This is a genomic window from Actinomyces sp. HMSC065F11 (assembly GCF_001813085.1).
GTDB classification, from domain to species: domain Bacteria; phylum Actinomycetota; class Actinomycetes; order Actinomycetales; family Actinomycetaceae; genus Gleimia; species Gleimia europaea.
Genome location: NZ_KV811470.1, coordinates 499018 through 519693, shown reverse-complemented (window position 1 = coordinate 519693; position 20676 = coordinate 499018). Strand labels below are relative to the sequence as shown.

The following is a 20676-nucleotide window of genomic DNA, read 5'->3' as shown; positions in this document are numbered from 1 at the left end:
CCCCTCTGAAATTAGAACGAGGTAACCATTAGTGATCCTGGCGTGTTTGGCGAGCTGTCTCATCCAGCTCCTGAACACGCCAGTAGTCTTGGTGCACCTCAAACTGGTCAAGCACGTCGTGGATTAGCGCCTCGGTAGAATAGCCCATCACGTCGTAATCCTGTTCGCCCTGGGGCAGGTGCACTTCCAGCCTGGTCGACATGTGGCTTGCACTGCTCATCTGACCGCCGTACACGGTGGTTGGAGCGTCAACTGCCAGAATGCGATACACAAACTGTTCTTGCCCAACTCCCGCAACAAACTTGAGGCGGTCGTGAATGAAGATCGACTCGTCGAGGTCCTCAACTGGCTCATCGCCGCCCCGAATGACCTCTGCCTGATAACCCTGCGCGGCTAATTCCTTCGCAATCAGACGTAGAGCGGGTTCAGCAACGCGGTCCAGGTACCTCTTTGCCTGAACCGGTGAGACCTGTTCGAACGTGCGCGCCAGACGATCTCGCCAAGACGGGTTAACCAGCTCCGCGCCCGCTCCCGTTATGGTGTTTCGCAATGAGCGTTCCCGCAGCCGAACGCTACGGTCGTCCTCACGAAGCGCCTTCATCAGACCAAACATGACCAGAACCATAACCACGCTAAATGGTAGCCCCATCACGATGGTAGCGTTTTGGAGAGCTGGAATACCGCCCACAAGTAGCATTCCGATAGTGAGGACGCCGGTGACCGCGGCCCAGAATACGCGTAGCCAGCCGGCCGCATCGTCTTGTACCGAAGGTAGGAATGATGACAGGTTTGCCATGACCAGTGCGCCCGAGTCCGCTGACGTAACGAAGAAGAGCAAGCCCACAAAGGTCGCCACAGCCACGAGGAGCATTGGTAGCGGAAATTCCTGCAGCAGCGTGTAAAACCCGTATTCGGGGATTTCAACCGTCTTTTGCGCGTATTCCAGATTGCCGCCTGTGCGGATGTAGTCCAGGGCAGCATTACCGAAGATAGAGATCCACATGAGAACGTACAGGAACGGGATGGTCATCGTTCCGGCCACAAACTGCCTGATGGTGCGCCCGCGCGAGATTCGGGCGAGGAACATTCCCACAAAAGAGGCCCATGCAACCCACCATGCCCAGAAGAACAGTGTCCATGCAGCTTTCCACGCCGAGGCGTCGGAGTAGGCAAAGGTTTCCAGGCTCATCGCTGGGAAGCGAGTGACGAAGTCCCCCACATTCATGATGATTGCGTTTAGCAAGAAGTCGGTGCGTCCGGTGATCAGCACCCACCCAGACAGTGCCACGGCCAGTACAACGTTGAGTTGGGAGAGGAAGCGGATGCCCTTATTGATTCCCGAGGTAGCCGAGATCGTGGCCACCAAAACGGCTAGCACCACCAGCGCGATCTGTGCAGGTAGTCCTTGACCAATGCCGAACAGAATTTCAAGCCCCACGTTCAGTTGCACCACGCCAATGCCCAGGGTGGTTGCGATACCAAATATCGTGCCAAGGACGGCCGCCCCGTCAACCACGTGGCCGAGGGGGCCGTTCAAGCGGTCTTTGAAGATTGGAGAGAGCGCCGAGCGCACGGCAAGCGGGAGGCCGCGCCGGTATGCGAAGTATCCTAGGGCAATGCCCATGAGGGCATACATTGCCCATCCGGTAATACCGTAGTGGAACAGCGTCCACACGGTTGCCTGCCTTGCCGCTTCTATCGTCTGGGCCTCGCCGATGGGAGGGTTCATGTACTGAGCGACAGGTTCGGCAACGGCAAAGAACATGATGTCGGTACCAATGCCGGCAGCAAACAGCATTGAGGCCCAGGCAAATGTGGAGAACTCGGGTTTGGCGTTGGGTGGGCCAAGTTTAACTTTGCCGAATCGAGAGATAGCTAGCGCGACCACAAACACCACCATGACAGTTGCCATGAGGATGTAGAACGGACCGAACCAGGTGGCAATCCAGTCTACTGCGACGGTTAGCACGCTACCGGCGGTGGCCGGCGAGATCACTGCCCAAAGCGCGATCGCGATAATGCTTATTGCGGATCCGGCAAACACCGGCCAGTTAACCGGGATTCGCGCCGTCTTGTTACTCACGTGTTCTCTCCAATGTAGTTTCGTGCCCGCGCTGAACGCGCCTTCGCGAATTGTGACACGTTTTAAACCGTCTTGCATTTTTCGGGCGACCGAAATATCTTATTTACATGACCGAAAGAAAAGAAAAGATTGCGGCGAAACTCGCTGCCCTTGGCGCCGTTATAGCGCTCTCCATTCCGTTGGCCGCATGCTCGCCAGAGACATCCGAAGACGCAAAGCCACAGGTTCTAACCACATTTACAGTGATTGCAGACATGGCTCAAAACGTTGCGGGCGAGCGCCTCGACGTCCACTCCATCACCAAACCCGATGCGGAAATCCACGAGTACCAACCAACTCCCGATGACATCAAACGGGCCGAGAGCGCGGACCTAATCTTGAACAACGGCCTCGACCTCGAACGCTGGTTTGAAAAGTTTGTGGCCAACACCGACGCGCAAACCGCAGTGCTTTCCGAAGGCATCACACCCATCCCTATTTCTGAGGGCGATTATGCGGGCCACCCCAACCCACACGCTTGGATGTCCCCCGCTGCCGGCGTGAAATATGTTGAGAACATCGTGAAGGCCTTTAGCGAGCTCGATCCGGAGGGTGCCGATTACTACGAAAAGAATGGCAAGGAATACGCCGCCAAGATCGAGGCTGTGGGCAAGCAGATGGAAGAAGAACTGCAAACCCTGGAGTCCGACCAGCGCGCGCTGGTGACTTGCGAGGGAGCGTTCAGCTACCTTGCCCGGGACGCAGGTCTACAAGAAAAGTACCTGTGGGCCGTAAATGCTGAGGGGGCGCTCACCCCCGCTCGCGTGGCTGATGTTGAGAATTTTGTTAGGACCAACAAAATCCCGTCCGTATTTTGCGAGTCCACGGTTGGCGACAAGATGAAACCAATCGTGCAGGCTACCGGCACCGAGTACGGGGGCACTCTTTACGTTGACTCACTAACCGGCCCGGACGGGGACGTGCCCACCTACCTCGACCTGCTACGCTACGATGCCGAGCTGATCACGAAGGGACTCAGCAAGTGACAATGACAGCAATGCAGGTGGAACAAAGCACGCCTTCGGTCGAGCCGGGCGTTGCCCTTACCATCCGCGATTTGCATGTCTCCTACGGCAAGGTTCATGCCCTTACCGGCGTGGATCTTGCCGTAAGGCAGGGCACGATCATGGCGGTTGTAGGCATGAATGGCTCGGGCAAATCTACCCTGTTTAACTCGATCATGGGACTAGTGCCAACCAGGTCCGGCGAAATCCGCGTGTGCGCAAAAAGTAGTTACGAGGCCCGCCGCGCCGGCCTCATCGGCTATGTTCCCCAAAATGACGGCATAGACAAAGACTTCCCCATCACTGTAGGAGAAGTCGTGATGATGGGCCGCTACGGAAAAATGAACTGGCGTCGAAAGCCGCGGCCATCCGACGTGGAGGCCGTAGCGAGCGCCCTCGAAATTGTGGGGCTTACCGACCTGACTGATCGCCCCATTGGGGCACTGTCTGGAGGGCAGCGAAAGCGTGCCTTTGTAGCGCGAGCCGTAGCCCAGGGCGCGCACGTGATACTCCTCGATGAGCCCTTTGCTGGCGTGGACTACACCAGCGAAGCTTTGATCACCGACCTACTTAAACAGCTGGCCATCGCGGGCACTACCCTGCTGATCTCCACTCACGACCTCGCCTCAATCCATAAGTTCGCAGACGAGGTAGCTCTGCTTAACCGAAAGATTTACACCGTAGACACTCCCGAGCGCGCCCTCGTGGAAGAAAATCTGCTCCACGTTTTTAGCGAGACAAAATGAACATAAGTACCTGGCTGTGGCTAACGTTTGGCGAGATGTGGACGCATTCGTTCATGGTTCGCGGATATGCGGTGACGCTGCTGGCTGCCATGGTGTGCGCACTAATGTCATGCTGGCTGGTTCTGGTGGGATGGTCCTTGATGGGAGACGCGCTCTCTCACGCCGTTGTTCCCGGCATTGTGGTTGCATACATTGTTGGCATCCCATTCTCACTGGGCGCCTTTCTCGCTGCCCTCGCCTGCGTTGGCCTGATCGGCGCCTTGAAACACACGTCAAAAATCAAAGAGGACACAGCGATGGGCGTCGTGTTCACCACCATGCTTGCACTGGGGCTCACTCTCATATCGATATTCCCAAGCCACATCGATCTGCAGCACATCATGTTTGGCGACCTGCTTGGCATAACCAATGAGGACATGTTGCAGGTTATGATTCTAGCGCCGCTGGCCGGCATCACCGTGTGGCTGAAACGCCGTGACCTGACCCTGTTCGCATTCGACCCGGCGCACGCCTCCACAATCGGCCTGTCCACCAAGCGACTTTCCGCACTGCTACTTTCTTGCCTTGCGATCACGGTTGTGGTTGCTATGCAGGCGGTAGGCATGATTTTGATTGTGGCTCTGCTGATCATTCCGGGCGCCACCGCATTCTTGCTCACGGATAGCTTCCGCACCCAGCTATGGGTATCACCCCTGATTTCCGCAATATGCGTAACCATAGGCATTTACCTGTCCTACTGGTTCAATATGGCATCGGGCGCAACCGTGGTAACCGTCTCCGGCTTCGTTTTTGCCCTCGTATACGCTTGGTCCACGTTGCGCGCACGAGCGTCACTACATCGCGAAGCTCGTTCGACTTCCGAGGCTGTTGCCGCGTGATTTCAAGCAGAAGGCTACTGCGTTAGCCCCCTGCTGCACACGTCCATGTGGGCCAACAGAGAGTGCGGGACGACCAGAAACTAGCGTCCCGCAAAGAAGCGTCAACACGCAGTGAGGGCGTCCGCATTTGGCGGACGCCCTCTTTTAAAGCGGCTAGCTATGCGCGCGGAGTACCGAGGTAGATGGTTTCCAGGTACTCCTCGATTCCCTCAACACCGCCCTCACGACCAAGCCCGGAGGCCTTTACCCCACCAAAGGGAGCGGCCGCATTCGAGATTGTGCCCGAGTTTACGCCGATCATGCCCACCTCAAGCTCTTCACCCAGGCGAATGATCCGCTGCATGTCCTTGGTGTAAACATATCCGGCCAGACCGTACTGGGACTTGTTGGCCAGTTCAAGTACTTCCTCTTCACTCGCAAACGAGTAGACGGGCGCAACCGGGCCAAACACCTCTTCTTCCAGCAGTGGGTTGTCGGCGCCTTCCACCGTAAGTACCGTGGGCGGGAAGAAGAAACCGGGCTGGTCCAGGCGTTTGCCTCCAACCTCGATTTTCGCGCCTGCAGCCACGGACCTTTCCACCAGCTCTTCAACCGACGCCAGCTGCCTTGCCGACACGATTGGCCCTACGTCCACGCCTTCTTCCATACCGTTGCCGACCACCATCTTGCTCATGCCCGCAGCAAACTTTTGCGTGAACTCCTTGGCTACCGACTCGTGCACGTAGAAGCGCGAGGCCGCGTTACAGGCCTCTCCCATGTTGCGCATCTTTGTTGCAAGAGCCGCCTTAACGGCAAGGTCAATATCGGCGTCCTCAAATACGATAAACGGCGCCAGACCACCCAGTTCCATGGAGGTGCGCAAAACATTTTGCGCAGCCTCACGCAGCAACGCTCGCCCAACCTGGGTGGAACCGGTGAATGACAGTTTGCGCAGACGCGAATCTTGGATCATCGGGCCGGTCATAGCCGGCGTTGACGAGGTTGGAACAATGTTCACTACGCCGCGGGGCACCCCTACTTCTTCCAACACGCGTACAAAAAGTAGCGAGGTGAGGGGCGTTGCCTCGGCCGGCTTCAAAATAGTGGTACAACCTGCGGCAAGAGCCGGAGCCACTTTTCGGGTAGCCATAGCGAGGGGGAAGTTCCACGGCGTCACCAGCAAGCACGGGCCCACCGGCCTCTTGATCGTGACTACCTGAATGTTGCCCTCCGGCGTCGGATAGTAGTTCCCCATGGTGCGCGTAGCGCCCTCTGCAAACCAGCGGAGGAACTCTGCGCCGTAGGCGACCTCTCCATACGCCTGATCCAGGGGCTTGCCCATTTCGGCGGTCATCACGGCCGCAAAGTCATCTTTCAACTCGACTACGCGATCAAACGCGTCCCACAGAATCTGTGCGCGCTTTCGCGAGGGGGTCCGGGCCCATTCACGTTGGGCGGCAACCGCAGCGTCAAGTGCAGCCATCCCATCTTCGGGAGTTGCGGAAGCCACGTCGGCAAGCTTTTCTTCGGTAGCCGGGTTAATAACGGTGAAGGTTTCTCCGTTGGAGGAATCTCTCCACTCGCCATTGACGTACAACCGAGTTGGAACTCTTCCAATAACTTCGTCGACCCTAATATTCGCCACGGGTAGCTCCTTTGCTCTTGTTTCCACTCGAGCTCTCTGCAAAGCGAGTGGGTAACGCCCATTATTAGGCCTGGTTTTCAAGAACTGAAACCAACACTAAAATCATATACGTTTTTGCAAACAGATCCGACTATTTGCCAAAATCTCTCAATATTAGAAGATCTATTGACGCACATCACACTTTGCCGTACTGTTTCGCGTAGATCATATACGATATTGTAAGTGTTGACTGGAAGGGGCGACGAAGCCTCAAGTGGATAGCCGCTGAAGAGCAGTAAGAAGGTTTCATTTCATGGACATTATTACTCAAACACTTGGAAAGCGACCGGGCAAGATTTTTGCCGTCCACCTTTCCTACAAGTCACGCGCCAACCAGCGCGGCCGCACTCCAAAATACCCCTCCTATTTCTTTAAGGCTCCATCGTCGCTGACCGGTTCTGACGTTGTCGTGCGCCCAGAAGGCACCGAGCTTCTTGGTTTCGAGGGCGAAGTTGCGGCCGTAATCGGGAAAGAAGCGCGCAATGTAAGTGTTGCTAACGCTTGGAGTTACGTCGGCTGGATCACGGCTTCCAATGACCTCGGTCTGCATGACATGCGTTACGCGGACAAGGGCTCAAACGTGCGCTCCAAGTCCGGCGACGGCTTCACGCCGGTTGGCCCCACCCTCCTCGACGCGAGCGAGCTGAGCGAGGATCGAATTGGCGTACGCACGTGGTTGGATGGCCAGTTGGTATCAGATGATTCCACAGCGGGAATGCTCTTCTCGATCTCCACGATGATTGCCGACCTTTCACGCCTGCTCACCTTAGAAGAGGGCGACGTGATCCTCACCGGCGTTCCGGCCGGCGCATCCGTTGCCGAACCCGGCCAGGTGATCGAAGTTGAGGTGTTCGACCTGGATCGCCCCGAGGTAACCACGGGCAAGCTGCGCACCGAAGTGAAGTCCGGCCCCGCTCTGGCCGAGGTTGGTAATCCTCCCAAGGTTGATGACAAGCAGCGCTCTGACGCGTGGGGCTACCCCATCGGCGAAGAGGCCGAGAAGGCCGCCCAGACCGCACCTTTGGACCCGCAGCTTCGCGCCCGCCTCGAAAATGTTGCGGTAGCTACCCTTTCAGTACAGCTACGCTCGCGGGGATTCAACGAGGTTTCCTTCGACGGCGTGACGCCGCTACGTCCCGGTATGAAGATCGTTGGCACCGCCCGCACGCTTCGCTACCTGCCCTACCGCAAAGACTTGTTCGACAAGATGGGCGGCGGCTTCAACCATCAGAAGCAGGCAATCGACTCTGTGGGTGAAGGCGAAGTTCTCGTCATGGAGGCGCGCCGCGACAACACTGCAGGCACGCTCGGTGACATCCTGGCCCTACGTGCCAAGGTACGCGGAGCGGCCGGCGTCATTACCGACGGTTCGGTACGAGACGCGGCAGCCGTAGCAGAAGTTGGTATTCCCGTGTTCTGCGGGGGCCAGCACCCGGCCGTACTCGGCCGGCGCCACGTGCCCTACGAGCACGACGTGACCATTTCTTGCGGCGGCGCAACCGTCATGGTTGGCGACGTAATCGTTGCAGATGACGACGGCGCGATCGTGATTCCCCGCCACCTCGTGGAAGAGGTGGTTGCGGCCGCAGAAGACCAAGAGCACCGCGAAACGTTCATCGCCCAGATGGTTGCCGAGGGCGCCAGTGTTGACGGCCTTTACCCCATCAAGAAACCCGAATGGAAGACGCGCTACGAGGCATGGCTGCAAGACAATCCGCTGCCGTCCTCGCTTCGCGAGTCAAAGTAACCTCACGTTCAAAGGAGAAACATGACGAAGCGTCCAGCAAACCTACCCGAGCGCATTCAGCACTACATTGATGGCCAGAACGTGGACTCGGTAAGCGGTGAAACCTTCGACGTAATCGAACCCACCACCAACGAGGCCTACATTAAGTGTGCGTCCGGCGACAAGGCCGACGTGGACCTCGCGGCCGCGACTGCCCGCAAGGCGTTCGACGAGGGCGAATGGCCGCGCATGCTACCTCGCCAGCGCGCCCAGGTGCTCTACCGCATCGCAGATGAGGTTTCTAAGCTAAACGAGGAGCTCGGCGCAATCGAGTCGTTTGACTCCGGCCTACCGATCCGCCAGGCCAAGGGCCAGGCCAACCGTGCGGCGGAGAACTTCCGCTTCTTTGCCGACCTAATCGTTGCCCAGCACGACAACGCGTTCAAAATGCCCGGCCGCCAGATTAACTACGTTAACCGCAAGCCCAAGGGCGTTGCCGGCCTCATTACCCCGTGGAACACGCCGTTCATGCAGGAGTCGTGGAAGCTTGCCCCGGCCCTTGCCTCCGGTTGTACAGTCATTTTGAAGCCCGCTGAGTTCACCCCGACCTCGGCCTCGCTATGGCCGGGAATCTTTGAACGTGCCGGCCTTCCCAAGGGCGTATTCAACATGGTGCACGGCTTTGGTGAAACCGCTGGTGATTCGCTGGTGAAGCACCCGGACGTGAACCTGATTTCGTTCACCGGCGAAGTTGGAACCGGCAAGATCATTTACGGAAACTGCGCTCCAAACATGAAGTCCATGTCCATGGAGCTCGGTGGCAAGTCCCCTGCCGTAATTTTTGCTGATGCAGATTTCGAGGCCGCACTCGACTCCACCTTGTTTGGCGTTTACTCACTGAATGGTGAGCGCTGCACCGCGTCCTCGCGCATCCTCGTTGAGCGCCCCATTTACGATAAGTTCGTAGAGGCATATGCACAGCGCGCCAAGAAGGTAGTGGTGGGAGACCCGGCAGATCCGACCACCGAGATCGGCGCTCTGGTACACCCCGAGCACTACGACAAGGTCATGAGCTACATCGAGATTGGCAAGAGCGAAGCTCGCCTGATTGCCGGCGGTAAGCGTCCCGAGGGCCTTGACAAGGGCAACTACGTTGAGGCAACCGCATTTGCGGACGTGCCGCGCGACGCGCGAATCTTCCAGGAGGAAATCTTCGGCCCCGTCGTTGCAATCACGCCATTCGACACGGAAGAAGAAGCCCTGGAACTGGCCAACGCAGTGGAATACGGCCTCGCCGCATACGTGTGGACCAAGGACGTAACGCGCGCCCACAACTTCGCGCACGGCATTGAATCCGGAATGGTCTGGATCAACTCGCATAACGTTCGTGACCTGCGCACCCCGTTTGGCGGCGTGAAGTCTTCCGGTCTTGGCCAGGAAGGCGGATACCGTTCGCTGGACTTCTACTCTGACCAGCAGGCAATCCACCTCACCCTCGGTGACGTGCACACCACCAGGTTTGGCGCAACAGGATACGCCGATAACGACCTCGGGCTCGGCGGCCCCAGCGCATAACCCACCAGCTTTGCCGGCCTTCAAACCGGGGTCGGCAAAGCAGATTTCAATGACGAAACCCTTAACCACCGCGTAGCCAAAGGAGCCTAACATGTCCCAAATCAAGCCGATTGAACTACCTGATCTACCCGCACCTGACATCTTGCGCTGTGCATACATGGAGCTGATCGTCACCGACCTTGCCAAGTCGCGCGAGTTCTACGTTGACGCTCTCGGCCTGGTAGTCACCTACGAAGATGATGAGGTCATCTACCTGCGTAGCTTCGAAGAGTTCATCCACCACAACCTCATCCTTCGTAAGGGCAACGAGGCTGCGGTGCGCGTGTTCTCTTACCGCGTGCGCACGCCCGAAGACCTAGACAAGGCCGTTGCCTACTACGAGGCGCTTGGCTGTGACGTTCGCCGTGAGAAGGAAGGCTTTGTGAAGGGCGTTGGTGACTCGGTGCGCGTGCTCGATCCGCTGGGCTTCCCTTACGAGTTCTTCTACGAGACCGAGCATCAAAGGCGCATGTGTTGGGATTACGACAAGCAGGGTGCGGGCGCCCTGGTGCGCCTGGATCACTTCAACCAGGTGTTCCCCGATGTGGAAGCTGGTGCGAAGTATCTTGAGCATGGCCTTGGCTTCAAGCGCACCGAGGATATTGAGGATGAGGACGGCGTAACCTACGCAGCTTGGTTTGCTCGCAAGCAGACGGTTCATGACACCGCCTTGACCGGCGGCAAGGGCCCGCGCATGCACCACGTTGCTTTCGCTACCCACGAGAAGCACAACATTCTCTACATTTGCGACAAGCTGGGCGCAATGCGCATGTCGGACCAGATTGAGCGCGGCCCGGGACGCCACGGCGTTTCGAACGCGTTCTACCTCTACCTGCGTGATCCGGATGGTCACCGCGTGGAGATCTACACGCAGGACTACTACACGGGTGACCCGGACAACCCGCTCGTTACGTGGGACGTGCATGATAACCAGCGTCGCGACTGGTGGGGCCACCAGGTTGTGCCGTCCTGGTACACCGAGGCTTCCCGCGTTGCAGACCTGGATGGAAACCTCGTTCCGCTTATCGAGCGGGAGGCGCCGAAGGAGATGGACGTGACGATTGGAGCCGACGGCTTCTCATACACCCGTAAGGGCGATACGGAGAAGGGCTTCAAGGTAGGCGAACAGCTCTAGAACGAACAAAAGTTTTGCCGGCCCAAAGCACTTTAGCTTTGGGCCGGCAAATAATTAACTTATTTTTTATGGATTCTTTAGATATGATAAATAAAGAGAACGCTAAGAAATCTAAGGGTCTTGGTGCTTCTGGCACTTTAGAAAGCAGGCACGATGACGGAACATGCTGGGGGATCTATTTCGAAGTCCGAAAGGGTTTATCGGACTTTGCGCCAAGGAATCCTCTCCGGTCGGTATTCGGCTGGTTATCGTCTGGTTCTTGACCGTATTGCTCGCGAAATTGGGGTGTCTGCTGTCCCTGTAAGAGAGGCTGTTCGCCGTCTAGAGGCTGAAGGCCTCGTGGAGTTCCAGCGAAATGTTGGCGCGATCGTTACTGGTGTGGATAAAAAGGACTATGCGGTAACGATGGAAACGATGGCGGTTATGGAAGGCTACGCCACCGCTTTGTCCATCCCCTACCTGGCTGAAGAAGACCTGAAAGAGGCTCACGAACTTAACGATCAAATGCGCGAACTGCTGGTTGGAGAGTTTGATCCGCGCAAGTTCACCACGCTCAATAACAGGTTCCACCGAATCTTGACTCAGCGCTGCCCTAACCACAGGCTTTTTGATTTGCTTGAGCGCGAATGGGACCGCATTACGATCATTCGCAGATCTGCATTTGCATTTGACCCAAGCTACTCGACGCGGTCAGTGGACGAGCATGAAGAGATCTTGAAGTTGATTGAAGAGGGTTCACCTTCGGTTGATGTAGAGCTTTTGGTTCGCGAACACAAGATGCGCACGATGCGCAAGTACATCGCTACAGATCACAAGCCCGCCTATTAGCGAGGTCTCCAACTATAGGGACGTGACCACTATTCGGTCACAAAGCTAAGCCCCCGATGTTCGCTCTGCTACGAAAGAGCTACATCGGGGTTTTTGACGCCTTGGCGATTTCCTTGATGTAGAAGGGTTTTGAGGCGCCTTCGGCGACGTTGCACGTTTTTCCTAAGTGTCGGCCATATTTGCGGGCGGGAAGCATTGCGAAGATGCGTAGCCCAACTAAACTGTAAATCGTATACGACGATGTATATGTTTTCCGTTTTGAGTACTGCAATGCCGTAGCTTAAGACACCTACCCGCTTGTCGGACACCCACCAATCGTCCCGCCCACGCACAGGAGGCCACCGTGGCAAACAATCGCCTCATTCTTAGCCCAAAGAAGAAGGAAGATCGCAAGGTTGCAGTCGCAACCCTTGTAGGCACCACCGTTGAGTGGTACGACTTCTTCATTTACTCCAACGCAGTCGCCTTGATTTTCGGCCCGCTGTTCTTTGATCCCCTGGCACAGGACAACGCTTTCCTAGGACAGATCATTGGTTTTGCAACCGTTGGCATCAGCTTTTTCTTCCGCCCACTGGGGGCGATGGTGGCGGGCACACTCGGTGACAAGCTTGGCCGCAAATCGATGATGGTAGCAACCTTGATCCTCATGGGTCTTGCAACCGTATTGATTGGCCTGCTGCCCACCTACCAAACAATCGGTATTTGGGCTCCGATCCTGCTTGTGTTGCTACGAATCGTTCAAGGATTCTCGGCCGGCGGCGAGTGGGGCGGAGCCGCCCTCATGGCAGTAGAACACGCACCTGCCAACAGGCGCGGCTGGTACGGCGGCTTCCCCCAGGTTGGCGTGCCACTGGGCATGCTCACTGCCACGGGCGTCCTCGCTATCGTGCATGCTATTTCTGGCGATGCCTTCAATACCTGGGGATGGCGAGTACCGTTCCTCTTCTCAATCGTCATGATCGCCATCGGCATGTTCATCCGCCTAGGCGTAGCCGAATCCCCCATCTTCGAGGAGGTCTCGAAGGACGCCGATCAGCTGCGCTTGCCCATCGTGCAGATGTTCAAGTACAACGGCAAGCAACTGGTACAGGGCGCCCTCGCATTCATGGGTAACGGAGTGGTTGGCTACATGATCACCGGAGGGTTCATCCTGGCCTACACTTCCGGACCCAACGGCATGGGCCTTGACGGAAACAAGATGCTGAACATCATCACGCTGGCCTCCGCCTCCTGGATTGTCACCACCCTGTTTGCGGCCTGGATCTCAGACAGGATAGGCCGCGTGCGCACCTTCCAGATCGGCTTCGTTCTAAATCTGGTCTGGGTATTCCCCCTCTTTATGCTGATCAATACCGGCGAGTGGTCAAACATTATGCTTGGCGTCTTGCCGTTGACGATTGGCCTAGGCCTCACCTACGGACCACAGTCTGCAATGTTTGCCGAGATTTTCCCGGCCCGAGTCCGTTACTCAGGAGCGGGCCTTGCGTACGCGATTGGGGCGATTCTAGGCGGAGCGTTCTCGCCGCTCATCTCCACCTTCTTGTACGGCAAGTTCGGAACCTCCACGGCAATCTCAATCTACCTATTTACTTTCACGGCCATTGGGTTGATCGCGGTATCAACTATCAAAGACCGCACGGGGCTACCGCTGGGTAAGGAAGCCAACGACATTCCCGGCAATGCGCAGCTAGAGGCCGCGGTTGCGGCGCAGAAGGTTTCCGGTACGCCAGCAACGTTTGAGCACGGCGCTGGATACTAACCGTTAAAGCCGTAGAGCCCCTCGGAACGTCCACCCCGAGGGGCTCTAGCACCTGTGGTTCCAGCCCAACCGCACACACCTGGTAGATTTGTATACGATCTTGATTTTTTAGACCGGATTTAGGTGTGTCCAATGTGGACACCGCTACTTCACAGGTGGGGAGGCTACCGATGGCGGCACGCGCAGATATCACCCAAACGCTGTCTCGCGGTATATCGATTCTCGAAGTACTTGCCCAGTCCCCCGCACCCCTGTCCACCACAGACCTGGCCGACTACCTGGATGTACCGCGCACCAACGTTAACCGGCTACTAAACACGCTGCTAGCACACGACCTCATTTCTGGATCTTCCAAGGGGTGGCGAATCGGTGCTGGCATTCACAAGCTAGCCGACACCAAGTCGCAGGTGGTTGATGAGACCCCGGATGTGCTTAAGCGCATCGCGAATCGCCTGGATATGACGGCGTTCCTCGTCCACGCACGCAACGAAATGTGCGTCACGTTGGCATGCGCAGAAATTCCGCGTGAGGGCGCAACCCTGGTACAGCGGCCCGGAACTGTTCACTCCTTGCAAGTGGGAGCACCTGGTATAGCCCTCCTCGTCTCAATGGGAGACCGAATGGGATCGGCAGAGCTCAAAGAGCTTGCCGGGTCCAAGTTTGAGGAAGTCAAACGCGCCCGCCGGCGCGGGTGGGCCTACTCTAAAGATGAAGTAATCCCGGGTCTCACCTCCGTTGCCGTGCCCGTACGGGGCACGTACATGGAGCCCACCGCCCTCGCCATCGTCACTCTCACCGAACCGAACATTGATGAGGTTGTGGCTGTACTGCGCGCGGAGATCCAAACTCTTTAACGTGATCCCTCCCACCCAAAAGGCGGCGAATCGCGCCTGGGAATTTCGTAGCTGATAGCATGAGCGATAGCCTTAAAACAGACGTGTAAACTCGTCTATTTATCGTTATCACCAGGAGACTAAAGCATGTCACCATCTGCGCAAGATACCGGACACAACAAGCTGCCAGCACCGGTTGTTCCGGATCGCGTGAGCGCTGACGGCCTCGAAGAAAAATGGATGGCCAAGTGGGATGAGCGCGGCGTTTACGCGTTCGATCGCGAAACCACCCGTAAAGAGGTGTATTCGATTGACACTCCCCCACCTACGGTTTCAGGATCTTTGCACGTAGGCCACGTGTTCTCCTACACCCACACCGACACGGTTGCGCGTTATCAGCGGATGCGCGGCAAGAACGTGTTCTACCCGATGGGTTGGGATGACAATGGGCTGCCCACCGAGCGTCGCGTGCAGAACTACTACGGTGTTCGTTGTGACCCGTCACTGCCCTACCAGCCAGACTTTAAGCCGCCATTTGAGGGTAATGCGAAGTCGGTGAAGAACCGCGACCAGGTACCGATCTCGCGGAAGAACTTTATTGAGCTGTGCCTGAAGCTGACGGCCGAGGACGAGAAGGGCTTTGAAGAGCTGTGGCGCCGGCTCGGCCTTTCGGTTGACTGGGAGCACAACTACCAGACCATTGGTGAGCATGCACAGCGAGTTGCCCAAGCTGGTTTCTTGCGTAACCTCGCTCGCGGCGAGGCATATCAGGCGGAAGCGCCTGGCCTTTGGGACGTGACGTTCCAGACCGCTGTGGCCCAAGCCGAGTTGGAGGCGCGCGAGTACCCCGGTTTCTTCCACTCATTTGCGTTCCACGGTAAGGACGGCGACGTGGTTATTGAGACCACCCGCCCCGAGCTTTTGCCCGCATGTGTTGCGCTGATCGCACACCCCGATGACGAGCGTTACTCCGGCCTGTTTGGCACCACGGTGAAGTCCCCTGGCTTCAACGTTGAGGTTCCCGTCCTGCCCCACCCGATGGCGGAGATGGATAAGGGTTCGGGTATCGCAATGTGCTGTACGTTCGGTGATCTTGTTGACGTGCAGTGGTGGCGCGAGCTCGACCTGCCGATGCGCTCGATTTTGGAAAAGGATGGCCGCATCCGCGTTGGCGTTCCCGAGTGGATTGAGGACGAGGCTGGAACGCAGCTGTTCCACGATATCGAGGGGAAGACTACGTTCTCAGCGCGTGAAGTTATTGTGAAGCATCTGGCCAGTACGGGTGAGATGATTGGCGAGCCTGAGCCAACGATGCGTAACACTAACTTTTTCGAAAAGGGCGATAAGCCGCTTGAAATTGTGACGTCCAGGCAGTGGTACATCCGCAACGGTGGCAAGGATTTCACTCGCCCCGGCGCGAAGGCGAATCTGAACACGGAGCTGTTGGAGCGCGGCGAAGAACTGGCGTTCCACCCTGACTTCATGAGGGTGCGCTACGACAACTGGGTGCAGGGCCTCAACTCTGACTGGCTGATTTCGCGCCAGCGTTTCTTCGGCGTCCCCCTACCCCTTTGGTACCGCATTGATGAAGATGGCCACGTGCATTACGACGACGTGCTGGTTCCGGATGAGTCGCGTTTGCCGATTGATCCAACGATTGACGTGCCGGAAGGCTACGAGGAGGGCCAGCGCAACCAGCCGGGTGGTTTTGCCGCCGAAATCGACATTATGGACACATGGGCAACCTCCTCGCTAAGCCCCCAGGTAGCTGGCGGATGGCTTTCTGATGATGAGCTGTTTGAGCAGGTTTACCCAATGGATCTGCGCCCGCAGGGTCAGGACATCATCCGCACATGGCTGTTCTCCACCCTGCTTCGTGCACACCTAGAGTTTGACGGTTTGCCGTGGAAGCACGCCGCAATTTCAGGTTGGATCCTCGACCCGGATCGCAAGAAGATGTCGAAGTCTAAGGGCAACGTGGTGACACCCATGGGCTTGTTGGACAAGCACGGTTCGGATGCGGTGCGCTATTGGGCGGCATCGGCTCGCCTGGGCACCGACGCGGCGTTTGATGAGGGCCAGATGAAGATCGGCCGCCGCCTCGCGATCAAACTTTTAAATGCTTCGAAGTTTGCGCTCACGATGGGCCAGGGCGCGGATCTTGATCTGCGTCCGCTGAACGTTACGGAAGACTTGGACCGCGCGGTGTTAGCGCAGTTACATGAGGTTGTGAAGACCGCTACCGAGGCAATGGAGAACTACGACCACACGCGTGCCCTAGAAGCCACGGAGAAGTTCTTCTGGACGTTCTGTGACGACTACTTGGAGCTTGTGAAGGAACGTGCTTACAACCGCGACGGGAAGTGGACGCCGAGCCAGGCGATGTCTGCCCGCTCTGCTCTGGCTATCACGGTTGATACGGTAGTGCGCCTATTTGCTCCGTTCTTGCCGTTTGCGGCCGAAGAGGTGTGGTCTTGGTACCGCCCCGGTTCGGTTCATAACGCTCAGTGGCCGAGCCCACTGGACCTGCAAAACGTTGATGGTAACCCGCACATTTTGGAGGCCACATCCCAGGCTCTGGTTAAGCTTCGCCGCGTGAAGTCGGAGAACAAGGTTTCACCGCGCACCCCGTTCTTGCATGCAACTCTTGAGGTTCCGGCCGGCATGGTCGATTTGCTTGAGCTCACGCGTGATGATCTCTCGCTAGTAACTCATATTGAGGGCCAATTCATTATTCGCCCATCGGCAGAAGATGAGGTTGAGGTAGTCGACTACGAGCTCGGGGAACCTCCTGCTCGCAAGCCGCGAAACTAAGGTGATCGCATGAGTACTGAGAGTAACGCTCCTAAGCCCGCGCCAGATTCTGCGCCAGAGGTCCTGGAATGGCACGCCCCGGTGCTGGTGAAAACTGAGGAACACGAGTCTGTTCCTACAGTGTTTCGCGAGCGTGTCAAAAGAGGTCCGCGAGAGCCGATGATCGCCCGTAAGGCGCAAATGGGTTCCACGTGGCGAGAGATGCCCGCACAGGATTTCTTGGACGAGGTGAACCTTGTTGCAAGAGGCCTTATTGGTTTAGGCCTGCAGCCTGGCGATGCAATTTCAATCATGTCGCACACGCGGTATGAGTGGACGCTTGTTGATTTCGCCGCTTGGAGCGCAGGTCTAGTGGTTGTACCCATCTACGAGACGTCTTCGGTCGATCAAATCAAGTACATCTTGGAAGATGCTGACGTGAAGATGGTTGTGACCGAGACGATGGTCATGGCCCAGCTGGTGCAGGCAGCGCGGGCAACTCTTGAGCGCTCAGTGCAAATTTTCTCACTCGATAACTCTGCGATTATGCGGATTACAGAGGCCGGAGCAGACGTCGACGAGGCGGAAGTTGACGCTCGCATTGCCGGCCTTAACATCCATAAGCCAGCCTCGATTGTGTACACATCCGGCACAACGGGGAGGCCAAAGGGAACCGTTTTGACGCACGGGAACTTCGTGACTCTGTGCAAGAACGGGCACAAGTGGATGCCAGAGATCGCATACCAGCGTTCTTCGCGCCTACTGCTGTTTCTGCCACTGGCTCACGTGTATGCGCGCATGCTGGAGGTTTTCCAGATTACGGGTCATGGCATCATGGCGCACACCCCGAACACGCGTAACTTGCTTTCTGATCTAGAGAGCTTCCGCCCCACTTACCTGTTGGCGGTCCCCCGCGTTTTGGAGAAGATTTACAACTCGGCAGATGCTGCGGCAGGTAGTGGTGTTGCGCTGAAGACGTTCCGCTGGGCGGTAAAGACCGCCATCCAGTATTCGAAGGCTCTGGACACCACGCTGGGGCCATCGCGCACGTTGTCGGCTCAGCACCAGATGGCCGACGCCGTGGTGTATCGGAAGATTCGTGCCCTGCTTGGCGGGAATTGTAAGTACATCATTTCGGGTGGCGGGCCCCTCGGCGAAAGGCTGGGGCACTTCTTCCGGGGCGCTGGTATCACGGTTCTTGAAGGCTATGGCCTAACCGAGACGCTTGGTCCAATGTCAGTGAACACGCCTACAGTTTCAAAAATCGGCACGGTGGGCCCGCCGGTTGCAACCGTGGGTGTGCGCATTTCAGATACGGGCGAGATCCTCATTAAGGGTCCAACTGTTTTCTCTCACTACCACAACATGCCAGAAGAGACGGCAGCAGCGTTTGATGAGGACGGCTGGTTCCACACGGGTGACATTGGTTCTTTGGACCGCGATGGCTACGTGACGATTAGCGGACGCCAGAAGGAAATCATTGTTACCGCTGGTGGTAAGAACGTTGTGCCTACCGTTTTGGAAGATAAGCTGCGCGGGCATCCGCTGATCTCACAGGTGGTTGTGGTTGGCGATCTGCGCCCGTTTGTGGCGGCGCTCGTAACTTTGGATGCGGAGATGCTTCCGGGCTGGTTGAAGAATCATAATCTGCCTGCAATGACGGTCTCGGAGGCCATGAATCATCCGGAGGTTCTTGCGGCTCTTAACCGCGCGGTTGAACGCGCTAACAAGGCTGTCTCCCGGGCGGAGTCGATCCGCAAGATCAAGGTGCTATCTACGGACTTTACCGAGGCTAATGGAATGCTAACCCCGTCGATGAAGGTGAAGCGCCCGGTTGTTTTGGAGACGTTTAAGGACGAGATAGACGAGATTTATGGCGGTCCCGTGCGCGAGGCGGGCGAATAGAACGCTAAGAAGTTGTGGCGAGCATTTCGGTGCTCGCCACTTCTTTGTCTATCTACCCTATGGGCATTGAAGTCTACTTGTTTCGAGCTTCGTATCCCTGTTTGATGTCCTCGTGGTGGCGGATCACTTCGGTGACGATGAATTGCAGGAATTTCTCGGCAAATACGGGGTCTAGTCCCGACTCTTCAGCGAGGGCGCGCAGGCGCCTCACCTGTTCTTTTTCACGCGCGGGATCCGCGGGCGGAAGGTTGTGTTGGGCTTTGATGTGTCCAACGGTCTGGGTGCAACGGAAGCGTTCGGCAAGGACGTGAACGAGGGCGGCATCGATGTTGTCAATAGTCGCGCGGGCTTGCGCGAGTTCTTCAGGAATGTCGCTCATGTTTGTCCTTCGCTGAGAGGGCCTTATGCGCTCTGGCTGTTCTCGGAGTATTGGCGGGGCCCGTATTCTGGGTCTGCGCCGCCGGTGACAACCGCGGAGGTAACGGTTACCTGGCCAACTTGGGGCATGGATGGGACTTCAAACATGATGTCCGAAAGCGTTTTTTCGAGGATTGAAGAAAGCGCGCGGGCCCCTGTCCCCCGTTCGTTAGCTAGCTTCGCAATCTCGTGTAGTGCCTCGTTGGTGAACTCTAGTTTCACGTCATCGAGGTCAAACAGGTGCTGGTATTGGCGAACGAGGGAGTTCTTCGGTTCGGTTAGAACCTTGATGAGGTCAGCTTCGTCCAGTTGCTTGGTAGAGGTAACAACGGGCAGGCGGCCAATGAATTCGGGGATCATGCCGAACTTGTGCAGGTCTTCAGGAGTTACTTGCTCGTACAGGTCACCGTATTCCGAAGCCGATTTGAGGTCGGATCCAAACCCCGTGGTGCGCTTGCCCAGGCGGGCTTTAACGATGTCGTCCAGGCCGGCGAACGCACCCGCTGCGATGAACAGAATGCCGGAGGTATCGATTTCCAAGAACTGCTGGTGCGGGTGTTTGCGCCCGCCCTGCGGCGGTACGGACGCGACGGTGCCTTCAATGATTTTTAGTAGAGCTTGCTGCACTCCCTCACCGGATACGTCCCTGGTGATGGAGGCGTTCTCGGCTTTGCGCCCGATCTTGTCGATCTCATCGATGTAAATGATGCCGCGCTGGGCTTTTTCGACGTCCTCGCCCGCAGCTTGAATGAGCTTGAGGAGGATATTTTCCACATCCTCGCCAACGTATCCGGCTTCGGTTAGTGCGGTTGCGTCAACGATGACGAACGGCACGGATAGTAGCTTCGCAAGAGATCGCGCCAGGTGGGTTTTACCTGTTCCCGTGGGACCTAGAAGGAGGATGTTGGACTTGGTCATTTCCATGTCCAGCGGTTCGCCGGTGCGCATGGAGGCGTGCAGGCGCTTGTAGTGGTTGTACACGGCTACGGCCAGGGCCCGCTTAGCTTTGTCTTGAGAAATGACGTAGTCGTTGAGGAATTCGTAAATTTCTTGGGGGCGCGGCGGCTGGGTTAGTTCAGCTTGTTTGGTTTCTTGAACTTCTTCTTGGATCAGGTCGGCGCATAGGTCTACGCATTCGTTGCAGATGTATACGCCAGGTCCGCCAATGAGCTTGACAACCTGTTTTTGGCTCTTTCCACAGAATGAGCATTTGAGTAGTTCAGTTGAATCCGTGAACCGCGTCAAGGATGATC

Annotated in this window: 15 protein-coding genes; 11 read left to right on the top strand and 4 right to left on the bottom strand. The window is 57.0% G+C overall.

The features are described from left to right. Positions 1-28: 28 nt before the first annotated feature. On the bottom strand, positions 29-2083 hold the full coding sequence (gene betT, locus HMPREF2891_RS04785) for a choline BCCT transporter BetT (RefSeq protein WP_070664052.1): 2055 nt from the start codon (positions 2081-2083) through the stop codon (positions 29-31). A 107-nt stretch (positions 2084-2190) separates the two neighbouring features. Here betT and HMPREF2891_RS04780 point away from each other — a divergent pair, with 107 nt between their 5' ends. Genes HMPREF2891_RS04780 through HMPREF2891_RS04770 form a run of 3 tightly spaced genes read left to right on the top strand, consistent with a single transcriptional unit; the run spans position 2191 to position 4750 of the window. Next, the gene (locus tag HMPREF2891_RS04780; protein ID WP_070664051.1) at positions 2191-3108 is read left to right on the top strand and encodes a metal ABC transporter substrate-binding protein; all 918 of its coding nucleotides are present in this window, start codon (positions 2191-2193) and stop codon (positions 3106-3108) included. Positions 3109-3110: 2 nt separating this feature from the next. Beyond that, positions 3111-3872, top strand: coding sequence for a metal ABC transporter ATP-binding protein (locus tag HMPREF2891_RS04775; protein WP_083309302.1), 762 nt, complete (start codon positions 3111-3113; stop codon positions 3870-3872). After that, the gene (locus tag HMPREF2891_RS04770) at positions 3869-4750 is read left to right on the top strand and encodes a metal ABC transporter permease (protein ID WP_070617695.1); all 882 of its coding nucleotides are present in this window, start codon (positions 3869-3871) and stop codon (positions 4748-4750) included. The genes HMPREF2891_RS04775 and HMPREF2891_RS04770 overlap by 4 nt, the downstream gene beginning before the upstream one ends. A gap of 157 nt (positions 4751-4907) precedes the next feature. On the opposite strand, the gene HMPREF2891_RS04765 is transcribed toward HMPREF2891_RS04770, so the two are convergent. Next, complete coding sequence (locus HMPREF2891_RS04765) at positions 4908-6374, bottom strand: NAD-dependent succinate-semialdehyde dehydrogenase (protein WP_070664050.1); 1467 nt, start codon at positions 6372-6374, stop codon at positions 4908-4910. Positions 6375-6666: 292 nt separating this feature from the next. Here HMPREF2891_RS04765 and HMPREF2891_RS04760 point away from each other — a divergent pair, with 292 nt between their 5' ends. The 8 genes from HMPREF2891_RS04760 to HMPREF2891_RS04725 all read left to right on the top strand — a co-directional run bounded on the left by HMPREF2891_RS04760 (position 6667) and on the right by HMPREF2891_RS04725 (position 19006). Beyond that, positions 6667-8160, top strand: coding sequence for a fumarylacetoacetate hydrolase family protein (locus HMPREF2891_RS04760; RefSeq protein ID WP_070664049.1), 1494 nt, complete (start codon positions 6667-6669; stop codon positions 8158-8160). 21 nt (positions 8161-8181) lie between these two features. Beyond that, positions 8182-9714 (top strand): 5-carboxymethyl-2-hydroxymuconate semialdehyde dehydrogenase, encoded by a 1533-nt coding sequence (gene hpaE / locus HMPREF2891_RS04755; protein WP_070617704.1) that lies wholly within the window; start codon positions 8182-8184, stop codon positions 9712-9714. Positions 9715-9805: 91 nt separating this feature from the next. Next, a complete protein-coding gene (gene hpaD, locus HMPREF2891_RS04750; RefSeq protein ID WP_070664048.1) occupies positions 9806-10888 on the top strand; it encodes a 3,4-dihydroxyphenylacetate 2,3-dioxygenase in 1083 nt (360 codons plus the stop codon). 153 nt (positions 10889-11041) lie between these two features. Beyond that, positions 11042-11716 carry a GntR family transcriptional regulator gene (locus tag HMPREF2891_RS04745; RefSeq protein ID WP_034508145.1) on the top strand — a complete coding sequence of 225 codons (675 nt, stop codon included), beginning with the start codon at positions 11042-11044 and terminating at the stop codon, positions 11714-11716. A gap of 343 nt (positions 11717-12059) precedes the next feature. Continuing rightward, positions 12060-13475 (top strand): MFS transporter, encoded by a 1416-nt coding sequence (locus tag HMPREF2891_RS04740; protein WP_070664047.1) that lies wholly within the window; start codon positions 12060-12062, stop codon positions 13473-13475. A 170-nt stretch (positions 13476-13645) separates the two neighbouring features. Continuing rightward, positions 13646-14329 carry an IclR family transcriptional regulator gene (locus HMPREF2891_RS04735; RefSeq protein WP_070617713.1) on the top strand — a complete coding sequence of 228 codons (684 nt, stop codon included), beginning with the start codon at positions 13646-13648 and terminating at the stop codon, positions 14327-14329. Positions 14330-14455: 126 nt separating this feature from the next. Continuing rightward, entirely contained in the window at positions 14456-17122 is a 2667-nt protein-coding gene (gene valS / locus HMPREF2891_RS04730) for a valine--tRNA ligase (RefSeq protein WP_070664046.1), read from the top strand. A gap of 9 nt (positions 17123-17131) precedes the next feature. Next, positions 17132-19006: an AMP-dependent synthetase/ligase gene (locus HMPREF2891_RS04725; RefSeq protein WP_070664045.1), complete on the top strand. Its 1875-nt coding sequence runs from the start codon at positions 17132-17134 to the stop codon at positions 19004-19006. Between the two features lie 73 nt (positions 19007-19079). On the opposite strand, the gene HMPREF2891_RS04720 is transcribed toward HMPREF2891_RS04725, so the two are convergent. Beyond that, positions 19080-19385: a chorismate mutase gene (locus HMPREF2891_RS04720; RefSeq protein WP_070664044.1), complete on the bottom strand. Its 306-nt coding sequence runs from the start codon at positions 19383-19385 to the stop codon at positions 19080-19082. 23 nt (positions 19386-19408) lie between these two features. Further along, positions 19409-20668, bottom strand: a complete 1260-nt coding sequence (clpX, locus tag HMPREF2891_RS04715; RefSeq protein WP_070664043.1) for an ATP-dependent Clp protease ATP-binding subunit ClpX — start codon at positions 20666-20668, stop codon at positions 19409-19411. Positions 20669-20676: the final 8 nt, after the last annotated feature.

Excerpts from the sequence above, each read along its gene's own strand:
- hpaE (WP_070617704.1), top strand. The coding sequence starts at position 8,182 with ATGACGAAGCGTCCAGCAAACCTACCCGAGCGCATTCAGCACTACATT.
- HMPREF2891_RS04770 (WP_070617695.1), top strand. The coding sequence starts at position 3,869 with ATGAACATAAGTACCTGGCTGTGGCTAACGTTTGGCGAGATGTGGACG.
- HMPREF2891_RS04720 (WP_070664044.1), bottom strand. The coding sequence starts at position 19,385 with ATGAGCGACATTCCTGAAGAACTCGCGCAAGCCCGCGCGACTATTGAC.
- HMPREF2891_RS04745 (WP_034508145.1), top strand. The coding sequence starts at position 11,042 with ATGACGGAACATGCTGGGGGATCTATTTCGAAGTCCGAAAGGGTTTAT.
- HMPREF2891_RS04760 (WP_070664049.1), top strand. The coding sequence starts at position 6,667 with ATGGACATTATTACTCAAACACTTGGAAAGCGACCGGGCAAGATTTTT.
- HMPREF2891_RS04735 (WP_070617713.1), top strand. The coding sequence starts at position 13,646 with ATGGCGGCACGCGCAGATATCACCCAAACGCTGTCTCGCGGTATATCG.
- hpaD (WP_070664048.1), top strand. The coding sequence starts at position 9,806 with ATGTCCCAAATCAAGCCGATTGAACTACCTGATCTACCCGCACCTGAC.
- valS (WP_070664046.1), top strand. The coding sequence starts at position 14,456 with ATGTCACCATCTGCGCAAGATACCGGACACAACAAGCTGCCAGCACCG.
- HMPREF2891_RS04725 (WP_070664045.1), top strand. The coding sequence starts at position 17,132 with ATGAGTACTGAGAGTAACGCTCCTAAGCCCGCGCCAGATTCTGCGCCA.
- HMPREF2891_RS04775 (WP_083309302.1), top strand. The coding sequence starts at position 3,111 with ATGACAGCAATGCAGGTGGAACAAAGCACGCCTTCGGTCGAGCCGGGC.
- HMPREF2891_RS04780 (WP_070664051.1), top strand. The coding sequence starts at position 2,191 with ATGACCGAAAGAAAAGAAAAGATTGCGGCGAAACTCGCTGCCCTTGGC.